Source organism: Paenibacillus turicensis, assembly GCF_050461185.1.
In the GTDB taxonomy this organism is placed as follows: Bacteria; Bacillota; Bacilli; order Paenibacillales; family Paenibacillaceae; genus Fontibacillus; species Fontibacillus turicensis_A.
The window spans coordinates 52894-65744 of sequence record NZ_JBCMOR010000014.1 but is presented as its reverse complement, the minus strand read 5'-3'; the positions used below and the strand labels follow the sequence as shown (position 1 = coordinate 65744).

Sequence of the window (12851 nt, the reverse complement as noted above, 5' to 3'; positions counted from 1 at the left end):
CGATTTGAATTAGTAAAACTTACTAAAGCGTTTTAGATTTAAAAATATTCATTTAATGTTGTTCTGACGCCATCACAGAAATGACGGACAGTAAGCTTCCACTAGGTGCTCCTAACAATCGCTCAGTATTAAAAGCGAAAGCTTGAAGGCGTGATAAACGAATTTCATCATTCATTTCAATCATGTGGAGATCAAAAATCGTATTTAAATATATAAGTAACATTTCCATACATTCGTAGGGATACGGAGTTGAAAATAATTGCTGTTCAATTCCTTCTTCTATAATTTCACTTAAAATAGGTGGAACATCTCGTATGATCACCTTTTGTATTTTTTGATGCATAAGTGCATTTTGAGGCTGATGAATATGCTCCATAATTTGCCCTGCACCATGATCACTTATATTCAGCGCCATCACAACGGACATGATGCGTTCATACACAGGAATACTTTTATTTGAAGCCGCCTTTTTAGCTGCTTGAAGTAATAGGGTGTTATAACGTTCAATAAGCGCATCCATAATATCTTCTTTGGATTTGAAATGATAATACAACGTCCCTCTTGCGATCCCAACCTTGGTTAAAATATCGTTTGTACTTGTACCATCAAATCCTTTTTCACTAAATAGCTCATCCGCTGCATCTAAAATTTCATTTCTTCGTTCTTCGGCTTGTTTAACTACTCTCATTTGTTTTCCCTCCAAACATAGAGATGTACATAGATCATACCCATAGAGTACATTAATAGCTCATCTTTATAGACTACATTAATAGATGATATTATAGACAACCTCTATAGACCGACTGTCTGTCTATAAATAAAATAACATAACTCTACTTCGTTATCAAGATGACTAACTATAAAGGTTTTATACTTACATTTATTGTTTCTTTATGTATTTTTAATACTTTGTCTAATATGTTAAAAAATAAAATAGTTATACTTCATAATCGTAGTAAAAAAGAGCTCGGGCTTAGCATTATCATTGGAATTTTGTTTGGAGCGGTGTGGGGAGGCGAGTATTTTGTATTTTGTAACTGCTATATATTATTATTTTTGTTGTTACCTTTGCAATGATTGGTCACGGACTTGCCTAATTAGTATAAAAAAAAGGATGTCACCCAACTCAAGCTGTTACTTGGTTTGGGACATCCTTTTTAACCCGGAAACCACTAATTCTTTTCTAGACCAAACTTAGGCATTTAAATCTTTTATCGCTGGAATACTAATTTCCTTCACACATGCAACAGGTGACAAGCTTACTATACACTTCACGATTGCCACAATATCCTGTACTGGAATGCGTGTACCATCATATTCTTCAATTGCTTTGTCGATGCCCTCTTCATAAGGAATTTCAGCGGCTAGCTCACCTGGATGAATACAAGTCACCGCGATTCCATCCTTACGTACATGCTCTCGCAAGGCATGGGCTATGCCCCGTAAACCAAACTTCGATGCCACAAAGGATACTTGAGGGTTATTTGTATTATCTAAAGCGGCGGTTGAGCCAATTAAAATAATTTTCCCTGCCTCTGATTTACGAAGGTTTGGCAATAAGGCTTGAATACATGTAATTGTAGACGTCATATTGACATGAATAAGATTTGCAATGTCTGCAGGCTCATCTAAGTCAAAACTATAATGCTCCTCAAACCCTTCCTTTTCCCAAATACCCACATTATATATCACCACATCAATTGGTGAATCTTTCACTGCCTCAACCACTTGCTGATACGCATTGGGCTGTGCTAAGTCTGCCGAAATCCAATGTCGTGAAATACCATCATCTAATAATAAGCTTGCAGGTTTACTTCTGGACACAATCCATACCTGATCGCCTTGCTCAGGAGCTCCCTTTACAAATGCATCGCCAAGCCCTTTACTTGCGCCAAAAATGATATAAGTTTTCATGCTTTAACCCCCTCCTATTTAAATCTTTCGAAAAAGATCATGACTACAGCTTACTTTCCTCGATTGTACATAGCTTCCAAGGTATCCATTCAGCTAGCCAGACCTCATTTCCTGCGTAATAAAACGGAATTCCTTCTTCTCTAGCCCTAATTGTATCAATTTTAAGTATAACTAGCTTCCCCCGACGACTTCCTGCTAATGATGCGAACTCAGTACTTTCAGACAAGTGTACGTATTGTCTACCAACTGGGTCTAACCCTTCTGCCATAATAAATGGCAAGGCTTGCTCGTTCGTACCATGATAAAGGATATCTGGAGGATTACCAGCAATGTACTCTATTTTTTGATAACTATGCCCATAGCGCGCTCTAATTCTATCATTTTGAATTTCAAAGCGTTGCTTATCTGAGTTACGAACTACACGTTCTATATCAGTTAGCTTAACCTTTTCCCAACCTGGCAAGCTTTGAATCACTCTTAGGAAGTCACGAATATGACAAGAACCATCGCTTAAATCTAATTCAAGCCCAGCTTCCTCTGGTTTATGTCGGAGCATTTTAGACATGATTTTGCTTAGCTTCACATCTTCTGTTTGCTTCTTCATGGAGTTTCCTCCTTTATGTAAAAATTTTATATAAAATTATACCATACCTATACTTATACCAAATGCAAACAACCTTGAATCACCCATACTTACAGCAATTCAAGGTTATTATAAATAAAACTATATACACTAAACATACTAACGTTAAATTCAGCTAGATTAACTTAACCTTTAACAGGGATCCAACCTGGAGTATTTTTCATGACAGCCCATAGCGGATCAGGAATGACTAGCTCTTTTTGTGCAGATAGGTCTAGTTTAGTTTCGATTTCGTGCGCACGTCCTTCAGCTATTTTTTGTACAAAGTCAGGTTCAATCAACAATGGACGTCCAAGTGCCACCAGACTAATTCCGCTATCTAAGCTCTTTAGGGCATCTTCAGCGGTATAAAGAGAACCCACGCCAATGACTGGTAGTTCACCACCAGCATGTTCAACAATTTGTTCAATCCGCGGACGAGGATCTTCAGTACCACGTCGAGGTAGAGACCACAGCTCTTGCAATGAGACATGAAGATAGTCAAGTCCTTCTTCTTTTAGAGCTTCAATGAGTGCAAAGGTTTCAGCCATCGTAATACCATTTGCTTCAGGTTCCTCAGGAGAAAAGCGATAGCCAACTAGAAATGGCGATGTTGCATATAATTTCACTGCTTCTTTTACAGCACGTAAAACCCCTAAAGGGAATGCTAATCGGCGCTGTAAATCTCCTCCCCATTGATCATCGCGTGTATTGGAGTGTGGGGAGAAAAATTGTTGTAGCAGGTAACCGTTAGCTCCATGAATTTCTACTCCATCAAATCCAGCCTCAATCGCACGTCGTGTAGTCGTAGCAAAATCAGTAATAATCCCTTCAATTTCTTCATGAGTTAGTGGGCGTGGAGTAGGGCCAAAACTACCATTCATTAACGTAGGCGGCACATTACTGGCACTGACAGGTTGTCCATCAAGCAACAATTCAGGACTACTTTGACTCCCGCCATGATAAATTTGTATAACTGCTTTTGCTCCTTGGTTCTTAATTGCATCCGCTAGTTGCTTTAGGCTAGGGATCAATTTATCATCGTCACTACCAAATTGCCCTGGGAATCCCTTTCCTCCCCTCGACACGTAGACACAAGCAGTAACTACCATCCCAACGCCTTTAGAACGGCGAATATAATAATTTAGTTCAGATTGTGTAACTTCCCCTTCCTCATTTGAAGAGAAGTTGGTCATCGGAGCCATAACTAAACGATTCTTTAATGAAACTCCGTTTTTGAATTGAAATGAGTCTAACAACGGACTATAATCTGGGCTTAACACTTTAATCCCTCCAATGAATTAACACTAAATTCCATATAATTTTGTAAGTACCGTACTTAGTGTAACTCAATCTATTTTAAAAAGAAAGTGAACCTTTTAACATATAATTCTATATAATTCAAAAAAAAAGAATACTGCTTCGTAGCTAGGGGCTTCCCTAAGCTAACAAAGCAGCATTCCTTTATAGTCTACCGTTGATGATCAGAAGCTCATGATTACCAGATGCTCACACGATTTTCTGGTGCAACATACATCATATCCTTTTCTGTGATGCCATAGGTGTCATAAAACTCTTTAAAGCTGGAAACAGTACGATTTACGCGAATTTTACTCGCTGAATGTGTGTCATTGTTAATATAAAACGCTACTGCTTCCTTACTCATCGTTGTACGCCAAATTGTTGCATAGCCTTCAAAATAAGCTTTGTAATCTGGATTTTTCATTTTAGATAAAACCTGTAGGGAGGTAGCCATTCCACCTAGATCCGCAATATTTTCACTTACAGTAAGTTTACCATTGTTATACACACCAGGAATAACTTCGAGTCCGTTATAATAGGCAATAACCTTATCGGTTTTTTCTTGGAATTTTTTGAAGTCTTCAGGTGTCCACCAATTTACGGCATTTCCGTTCTCATCATAAGCGGAGCCCTTATTATCAAAAGCATGACTAATTTCATGCGCGATAACCATGCCAATTGCACCTAAATTAGTCTCGTGCTTAGCATTTATATCATAAAATGGAGCTTGTAAAATTCCCGCTGGGAACACAATTTCATTGTTGAGTGGGTTGTAATATGCATTTACAGTATACACACTCATTGCCCATGCACTTTTATCAACTGGCTTGTTTAATAATTCAACAGACTCTTTTTTATTTGCTTGACGAAGAGCCACAAAATTATCAAATAAAGAACCACCGTCTTTAATAGGAACGATATTAACATCCTTTAGATTGTCGTTCCATTTATCTGGATACCCAATTTTGACGGTCATTTTATCAAGCTTCAACATTGCCTTTTCCTTGGTTGTCTCAGACATCCAGTCAAGTGCTTTAATCCGCTCTTTATAAACAGCAATAAATTCCTTCACAGTCTTCTCAACATCTTTTTTGGCTTCTGCTGAAAAATGGCGTTCGACAAACATTTGCCCTAAATATTCACTCATTACACTTTGAGTTAAACTAAGAGCAAGTTCATCTTGTGTTTTCTGACCTTGAATGCCAAGGAATTTTGCTTGAAAATCACTAGCTGCTTGTTGTAAATCTGGATTTAATAGATTACTGGAATTCATCAGTAACATCGCTTGCATATAGTTTTTAAAGTCATCGACATGTTGGTCAGTCAAGAGTTGTGCCAATTTCGCAACTTGTCCCTTATCCATTACAATAAGCTTGTCTACCGAATTAAGCTGTACCTGCTTTAAATAATCCTTCATATCTAATGTAGGGAATAAATCATCAAATTCCTGTAGGGTAACTGGATTATAATATTTATTCACATCACCTTGGTCTTGAGGATCCATTGTAGCCAATGCAATTTCCTTTTCAAACTCATATACGGAATTTGCCTTTTTCTCAGCAATCTCCTTATTGTCTCCTGCAATTTGATAAATAGTACTCAAAAAGGAAATATAAGCTTGTTTAGCGTTTGCATTACCTGAAACATAACTATTTTTATCCATCCCGATACCTATGCCAGCATAATACAAAGCATTTGCCTTACTATCTTTAGCATCACTCATTACAGCAAAAGACAAGATGGAGCCATAACCAATCTCCTTTTCCATCTTTAAGCTTATATTCATAAGTTCCTTTATGGTTGTAGCTTGATTAATGGCTGAAAGATATGGGGCCACTGGCTTAATCCCCAATTCATTACGATGCTTTACATCACGTGCATTGCTATAAAAATCTGCAATTTTTTGCTCGATCGAGCCTTTAGTTTGTTCACCCTTTACAACCTCTTGTATGATGGCTTCAATCCGCTTTTGATTTTGTTTATTTAGTTCATTAAACACTGCATTACTTAATTCTCCAGCATCTATTTTTGATTCATTTAACCACTTCTTATTTACAAATTCATAATAGTCATCACGTGGGTTTGTTCCTTTCACAGCAACCAGACGCTTGACTAATGCAGTCAATTGCTCCTGTGTAACTGCTTCTTTTCCTCCAAGCTTGCCATTTCCTGTACCGTTTATAATTCCTGTCTCAGCAATTTTATTAATTTCAGCTTGTGCCCATGCAGGAATGTCTGTAAAGGTAGCATTGGGATTTAAGCTACGCGCATCATTACCTTGTGGCTTTGGTAAATCAGAGAAGGCACGGCTAAGCATAATGAGTGCTTCTAGACGCGAAACATTACTCTCTTCATTGGTTTGCCCTTTAGCATCCCCTTTTAAAATGTCCTCTTTCTTTACACCAGGGTTGTAGTCGTCAGCCACATTTAGTAAATAAGATACAACTTCCCCTCTTGTCATTGCTGTTTTTTCATCTTTAGCTAACGCATGTGGAGCTAGTGATGTAAGAATCAAAGATGAAGATAATAAAAATGCTAATAACTTTTTCAAAACAAAACCTCCCTCTTAAAATATGAAGCTTAAATTGGTACTATTTACATACCTTATCATGTAATTACGAATCATGTACAATCAAGGTTTCATTTAAACTGATAATCTCGTGATTCTTTTCACTATTAATGCAGTATGACCTTTAATCTGTTAGTGTGCTTGATAAAATTGTTTGAGAAATTCTAGGTTTCTATAAAAGACATCTGGGGCTCTCCATCCTGCATAAGCATTAGGCATTTTCACTTGCCTAACGTCAAAGTCATCTCCATTATGCTCTATTTCCCGTTTACTAATCTCAATAAGTTTTTGTATGTAGCTCTTTAAATGAATTAAATAAGACGTGTCCACAACAGTGCCATGCCCTGGAACAATGGTATGCTCCCCCATAGTTTCTAACTCATTTAATACTTGTAACCAATCTAAATGATTGCCATCACTAAAAAGAGGATGATTATAGCTAGAGACGAACGGTTTAACCAACTCTCTTGCGTGTTCATCATCATGTCTCTTGTATGATTTGAAGAAATAATAACAGCATCCTCAAAACTCTGATTGCCTCGCATATGATCGCCATGCCAGTGGCTATTAATGACATATTTAATCGGCTTACCAAGCAACTCCATTGCTACAACTCTTAAATCCTTTCCAGCTTGAGGGGTGTTAAAGGTATCAAAAATAAGACAGAACTCCCCCATATCGATGATTCCTGCATTACTCATTGCCCCTCCTCTTTCAGTTGCAATACATGCATAAACACCTGAGGTTACTTCTTCGATAGTAAAGTGTCTAGATTCCATCTTCCTGTTGCTCCCTTCCCTATCCTAAGTTTAATTTAACAAGTATAATAAACACTTTCAGCGATATTGTAAGAGATAATAATCACGTCATAAAATAGAAAAAAGGATAGCCATTGCTACCCTTCCCTCAAATATTTATATATGCCTATGCATACTTCTTAAAATAACTCTCCTATTTTCTAGAGCCCAGCATCAGCCTCTAACGTAATCCTCTCTGTAACTTTGCCTTCTGTTTCAAACAAAATGATTTCATTACGACCTACCTTCAATAATGGGGCAGGAATATACAATCTGCGTTGGGGACCAATCTCCCAGAAACGACCTAAGTTAAATCCATTAACAAACGCCACTCCTTTGCCCCATCCACTGAAGTCGAGGAACGTATCGGCTGGTTCATCTACCTCAAGCTCAAATCGATAAAATGCAGGGGTTCCTTCTTCATACTTTTTCGTAAAATCAAGCAACTCCAAATTATCTAAAGGTAACGAGTAATGTTGCCAGTCACTTTGGAAAGCACCATTTACAATAACGCCACCTTTTATCCCCTTCACTTGACTGTTCATTTTAACAGAGTAATTTACTCTACCCATATTTTCTACGAGTACCATTAACTCATTTTCAGGGTCAACTAACTCGAAAACTTCTTTTTCTTCCATGTCTAAATCATATTTTGTAAATTTCAGTTTCCCATTAATAAATACATTCGCACGATCTGTACATTGGATTAGCCTAAAATCTTCGATGGGTCTGTTTTTACCTAAGTTTGATTTATATAAAATGTATCCTGTTGATTGATGCAAGGCTTCCATTGTTAATGGATATGGGGAGGTTACTGGTTTTGCAAGCTCATCCATTACAGAAAATAAAGAAACTTTATCCATTACTTTTAGTTCTCCAAATGCCTTCCTCTTAATATTTGTGGAAAACTTCACCTCAGGTAAGGTAGTAAAGCGACTGATCACTTCTTGAAAAGCCTTGTATTTTGGTGTAATCTCTCCCCACTCTGTTAAAAGTGCATCATAATCATACGATGTGGTGTCTGGAGCTAGCTTCTCATAATAATTTGCCCCACTTGTAAAACCAAAGTTTGTTCCACCATGGAACATGTAAATATTGACACTACCTTCTTCTAATGCATGTCCTAATTCAACGGAAGCACTTTCTGCATCGCGCGTATGATGCTCTTCATCTCCCCATGCGTCAAACCAACCAATCCAAAACTCCATAACCATAAGTGGCTTTTCTTCACCATGAAATTGTTTTAGTCTAGCATAATGTTCCTTAATATTTGAACCACAATTAATCGTAGCTAATGCCTGATCCTGTATGGAGCCATTGTCCAGCATATCATGCCAAGGGCCATCAGAAGTAACTAACGGGACAGTTGTACCATGCTTTTTCATCATATCAACTAACGCATTCATATACGCTTTGTCGTTCGCATACCCACCGTATTCATTTTCAACCTGCATTAAAATAATAGGCCCACCTTGGTCAATTTGTAGGTCTTTAATTTCCATAAATAAACGTTCAAAATACGCATCTACTTTATTTAAATAAGGTGGATAACTAAAGCGCAGCTTCATCTCACCATCAAGTAGCAACCAATACGGTAATCCACCAAATTCCCACTCGGCACAAATGTATGGGGATGGCCTTACAATGACGTATAAACCAAGCTCAGCCGCAGTTTGAATGAATTTACGCAAATCATACATACCTGTAAAGCAAAACTCACCTTCTTGAGGCTCGTGCATATTCCATGGCACATACGTTTCTACTGTATTACAGCCTAACGCCTTCAGCTTTTCTAATCGATCCCGCCAATACTGTGGGACAACACGAAAATAATGAATCGCTCCTGATATAATTTTAAATGGTTTGTCATTCAGGTAAAACTGCTCACGAATTGCAAATGAAGATTGCTGAATGTGCTGATCCACGCTGTGATCCTCCTTGAAGAAGTGTATTTTTTATTAGATTGTCGTATACAGAATAGCATAGATGTTCATTTAGCTAAAGGTTTAAAATAACGCTTTCATTCAAGTAACCATATCACCACCTTACATGGTAAAATAAAAACGAAGACTATTGTTTATAAAATTCGAGCCTTCTATTACTACTCTAACAGGGCTCTAAGGATGGGATACTAATGAAGCTCTGCATACTCTCAGCTCCGTGCAAGGTCTGAATAGGACGAATTGCATGGAGCGAATCGATACGTCCATTCACCTTGCACTTTCAGTTTAATCATTAGATTAATTGAAAGAGGAGCAAGGTCATGATAAACAATTACAAAACTATTTTAAAGGAATTACATCAGTTTTTCATTTTATGGGTAACACAGTCATTATCTACACTAGGTAGCTCAATGACTAATTTTGCATTAGTAATTTGGTCATATCAACAGCATGGGTCCGCCCTTATCACTTCCCTTTTAGCGATTTGTACTTATGCACCCTACGTAATATTAAGTATATTTGCTGGCGCATTAAGTGATCGTTGGAACAAAAAGCTGATCATGCTTTTGAGCGATAGCTTCGCGGCTATATGCACATCTATTGTTTTGGTTTTAATTATGACGGGCAAGCTTGAAATTTGGCATTTATACCTTATTAATACTTTAAATGGTGTTATGAATACAGTACAACAACCTGCATCAGATGTTACCATTACACTATTGACGCCTCAGAAGCATTATCAGAAGGTAAGTGGTCTTCGTTCATTATCTAACTCAATTGTGACTGTACTAACACCTGTCATAGCAAGCATTTTACTTGCTTTTGGTAGTATTTACTTCATTATTATTATTGATTTAGTTACGTTCATTATTGCTTTTAATTCCTTGCTTTTTGTTATAAAAATTCCTAATGCATCTAACCAAAGCTTAATTCAACAAGATTCAATCCTTCAGTCTGCTAAAAAAGGGCTTATTTACTTACGTGACCATCGCGGAATTCTAGATTTAATTTTATTTCTAGCTATTATTAATTTCACTGCTTCAATATTTAATGCAACTTTGCCTGCAATGATCTTATCTCGTCCAAACGGTGGAGAAGTGTCGCTTGGTTTGATTCAATCTGCCACAGGCATCGCTACCGTAATTGGAAGTGTATTCGTTACTATTATGCCCGCACCCAAAAGCAGAGTGAGGGTAATATATAACAGTTTACTTTTTTCGATGAGTACTGAAAACTTTATTCTTGCCTTTGGAAGCAGCACGGCAGTATGGTGTGTGGGTGCTATACTCGGATGGATTTTCATACCATTTATGAGTGCAAATATGGATGCTCTTTTACGAAGTAAAGTCCCTGTCCATATGCAAGGCCTTGTTTATTCTGCGAGGAACACTCTACAGTTCTTTACAATTCCACTTGGTTATTTGTGTGGTGGTCTTCTCATTGATCACGTTTTTGAACCATTTATGGCGGCACAAGCCTCAACTAGCTGGTGGGGAATACTGTTTGGGACAGGAAAAGGTTCTGGTGCAGCATTACTATTTTGTGTGCTTGGCATATTTGGTGTATTAACCTGCTTACCATTCAGAGCAAATAAGCATATTTGGCAATTAGAGAAGGAAGAATGAAATATAATTAGGGGCTATATGCCCCAAGATTTTATTATATTATAGTAAAATAACATTTGGCTTCTGACGCTGATCCGGATTATACCGATCTTCAATAATTTTATTTGCAATCGCCCTCATGACTTGTTCCTCATCTAAATTCTCATCTAAAATTAATCCCACCTCAGAAGGGTGATAAATATAGTTAACCATATTGTTTAAGCCAGTATTTTTAGCCAAATAAGCAAGCACATATTCTGAGCCCACTTCTCCATACTCATTTAAGTAGTCAAAAAAATGAATTAAAATATGAGTGATGTCTTCATTACTTAATTCGCATTGTGGGGGCTCTGGCATAAGCAATAATTTCGCGATATCATCCAGACTACTGTGTGACCAATAATGATTGAATTGAAAAATATCAATGGGTTTACCTACCAAAACCTCTAGACGTTTAGCAAGCCCATTGATCTCATCAAAATTATGTTGAACGTTCTTCTCCATTAACTCCGCTGCTTGATCAATGAGTAGCTTCACTTCATTTAACTGCTGTTCATCAAATACAGGTAGTGGTATCTTCATCTTATCCAACCTCCAATGTAGATGTAATTATACTCTAACATAACCTTAATTCTCCTCTAATTAATAAAAACAACTTTAAATCGTATAAAAATGTTTTTGCAGTCTCGTGTTTTATTATGTAGAAATTTGAATGAAAATGCGTAAAAAAATAAAAGGCAGAGCAACATAAGTATATGCAATTTGCAGTTGTGAAAGGGCTTCCACAACTTAAAGGTTAAGTAATATGAAACATTCCATGTAAACTTTATTCAAAGTAAGCGTTTCCTCTCTAAAAAAGACGAAAATTATTTAACCTCAGGTCATTAAAAGTATGGATTTAAAGTATTTTTCAGGGTATAATCTGACTGAACAGAATTAGACAAAATTTTTAAGGGGGATTTTACATTAATGAACAAGGTCTTTAAGTATTCACTCGTGATGGTGCTGGCTTTGACAATGATTTTGACAGGGTGCGGTAGTAAAAGCGAAAAGGCAGCAAATGACAAAGGTGCTAATTCCGGAACAAAAAGTGAAGCTGGAGAAAACAAAGACAAGGCTTCTAAAATTAAGATTGGTCTTGTAACCGACATCGGTGGCGTTAATGACAAATCCTTTAATGAATCTTCTTGGGAAGCTTTAGAAGCATTAAAAAAGGAACAAGGAATTGATATTCAATATCTTCAAAGTGCATCTAGTGCTGACTACATTCCTAACTTGACTCAATTTGTTCAAGGTGGTTATGCCTTAACATGGGCAATCGGTTTTGACTTAGGTGATCCACTTAAAGAAGTAGCAGCTGCTAATCCAAATGGAAATTTTGCGATTATCGATAACGTGGTAGAAGGTCCAAACGTACAATCTGTTACTTTTGCTGAAAACGAAGGTTCCTTCTTAGTAGGTGTTGTAGCTGGTTTAACTACTAAAACAAATAAAATTGGCTTTATCGGTGGTATGGAAAGCCCTGTTATCAAACGTTTTGAGGTTGGTTTCAAAGCTGGGATCGAAGCGGTTAATCCAAATGCGAAGCTAACTGTTACTTATGCAGGTGGGTATGACAAACCAGACTCTGGTAAATCCCTTGCAAGCCAATTGTACAACGATGGCGCAGACATCATCTTCCCTGCTGCTGGACAAACAGGTAATGGTGTATTTAACGAAGCAACTACTCGTAATGCTGCTGGTGGTGCTAACAAAGTATGGGTTATCGGTGTAGATAAAGACCAATCCATTGAATTTGGTACTGATGTTACCCTTACTTCAATGATTAAGCGTGTTGACGTTGCTGTTAAAAACGTATCCCAACAAGTTATTGATGGTACATTCAAAGGTGGTCAAATCACTAACCTTACTTTAAAAGATGATGGTGTAGGTATCTCTGATACATCAAGTGTAAACGTACCTAAAGACATCCTTGATAAAGTGGAAGAATACAAGCAAAAAATTATTAGCGGTGAAATCAAAGTTCCTGCTGAGTAATTAAAGATAGATTTACTAAATTTAAAATCCAATAACAGCAAGGCCAGTGTGATCAATCAACTG

11 protein-coding genes are annotated in these 12851 nt (G+C 37.2%); 2 read left to right on the top strand and 9 right to left on the bottom strand.

Annotation, left to right across the window (positions count from 1 at the left end; all coding sequences use genetic code 11):
• Positions 1-52: 52 nt before the first annotated feature.
• The 8 genes from ABE099_RS17385 to ABE099_RS17350 all read right to left on the bottom strand — a co-directional run bounded on the left by ABE099_RS17385 (position 53) and on the right by ABE099_RS17350 (position 9129).
• A complete protein-coding gene (locus ABE099_RS17385; RefSeq protein ID WP_430032346.1) occupies positions 53-688 on the bottom strand; it encodes a TetR/AcrR family transcriptional regulator in 636 nt (211 codons plus the stop codon).
• A gap of 506 nt (positions 689-1194) precedes the next feature.
• Positions 1195-1914: an SDR family NAD(P)-dependent oxidoreductase gene (locus ABE099_RS17380; protein ID WP_430032345.1), complete on the bottom strand. Its 720-nt coding sequence runs from the start codon at positions 1912-1914 to the stop codon at positions 1195-1197.
• Between the two features lie 43 nt (positions 1915-1957).
• Positions 1958-2518 carry an RNA 2'-phosphotransferase gene (locus ABE099_RS17375; RefSeq protein WP_430032344.1) on the bottom strand — a complete coding sequence of 187 codons (561 nt, stop codon included), beginning with the start codon at positions 2516-2518 and terminating at the stop codon, positions 1958-1960.
• Between the two features lie 164 nt (positions 2519-2682).
• Positions 2683-3819: an NADH-dependent flavin oxidoreductase gene (locus ABE099_RS17370; RefSeq protein WP_430032343.1), complete on the bottom strand. Its 1137-nt coding sequence runs from the start codon at positions 3817-3819 to the stop codon at positions 2683-2685.
• A 215-nt stretch (positions 3820-4034) separates the two neighbouring features.
• A complete protein-coding gene (locus ABE099_RS17365; RefSeq protein WP_430032342.1) occupies positions 4035-6389 on the bottom strand; it encodes a M13-type metalloendopeptidase in 2355 nt (784 codons plus the stop codon).
• A 150-nt stretch (positions 6390-6539) separates the two neighbouring features.
• Positions 6540-6776: a hypothetical protein gene (locus tag ABE099_RS17360; protein WP_430032341.1), complete on the bottom strand. Its 237-nt coding sequence runs from the start codon at positions 6774-6776 to the stop codon at positions 6540-6542.
• Between the two features lie 32 nt (positions 6777-6808).
• Entirely contained in the window at positions 6809-7186 is a 378-nt protein-coding gene (locus ABE099_RS17355; protein WP_430032340.1) for an MBL fold metallo-hydrolase, read from the bottom strand.
• Positions 7187-7365: 179 nt separating this feature from the next.
• The gene (locus tag ABE099_RS17350) at positions 7366-9129 is read right to left on the bottom strand and encodes a glycoside hydrolase family 35 protein (RefSeq protein ID WP_430032339.1); all 1764 of its coding nucleotides are present in this window, start codon (positions 9127-9129) and stop codon (positions 7366-7368) included.
• A gap of 338 nt (positions 9130-9467) precedes the next feature.
• Between ABE099_RS17350 and ABE099_RS17345 the strand changes: the two genes are divergently transcribed.
• A complete protein-coding gene (locus ABE099_RS17345; protein WP_430032338.1) occupies positions 9468-10772 on the top strand; it encodes an MFS transporter in 1305 nt (434 codons plus the stop codon).
• Between the two features lie 39 nt (positions 10773-10811).
• On the opposite strand, the gene ABE099_RS17340 is transcribed toward ABE099_RS17345, so the two are convergent.
• Positions 10812-11333, bottom strand: coding sequence for a hypothetical protein (locus ABE099_RS17340; RefSeq protein WP_430032337.1), 522 nt, complete (start codon positions 11331-11333; stop codon positions 10812-10814).
• A gap of 387 nt (positions 11334-11720) precedes the next feature.
• Here ABE099_RS17340 and ABE099_RS17335 point away from each other — a divergent pair, with 387 nt between their 5' ends.
• On the top strand, positions 11721-12788 hold the full coding sequence (locus ABE099_RS17335) for a BMP family lipoprotein (protein WP_430032336.1): 1068 nt from the start codon (positions 11721-11723) through the stop codon (positions 12786-12788).
• Positions 12789-12851 lie beyond the last annotated feature (63 nt).

What these genes read in the sequence shown, in the direction of transcription:
- ABE099_RS17345 (WP_430032338.1), top strand. Translation starts at nt 9,468, where the DNA reads ATGATAAACAATTACAAAACTATTTTAAAGGAATTACATCAGTTTTTC.
- ABE099_RS17340 (WP_430032337.1), bottom strand. Translation starts at nt 11,333, where the DNA reads ATGAAGATACCACTACCTGTATTTGATGAACAGCAGTTAAATGAAGTG.
- ABE099_RS17375 (WP_430032344.1), bottom strand. Translation starts at nt 2,518, where the DNA reads ATGAAGAAGCAAACAGAAGATGTGAAGCTAAGCAAAATCATGTCTAAA.
- ABE099_RS17360 (WP_430032341.1), bottom strand. Translation starts at nt 6,776, where the DNA reads ATGGGGGAGCATACCATTGTTCCAGGGCATGGCACTGTTGTGGACACG.
- ABE099_RS17380 (WP_430032345.1), bottom strand. Translation starts at nt 1,914, where the DNA reads ATGAAAACTTATATCATTTTTGGCGCAAGTAAAGGGCTTGGCGATGCA.
- ABE099_RS17335 (WP_430032336.1), top strand. Translation starts at nt 11,721, where the DNA reads ATGAACAAGGTCTTTAAGTATTCACTCGTGATGGTGCTGGCTTTGACA.
- ABE099_RS17355 (WP_430032340.1), bottom strand. Translation starts at nt 7,186, where the DNA reads ATGGAATCTAGACACTTTACTATCGAAGAAGTAACCTCAGGTGTTTAT.
- ABE099_RS17385 (WP_430032346.1), bottom strand. Translation starts at nt 688, where the DNA reads ATGAGAGTAGTTAAACAAGCCGAAGAACGAAGAAATGAAATTTTAGAT.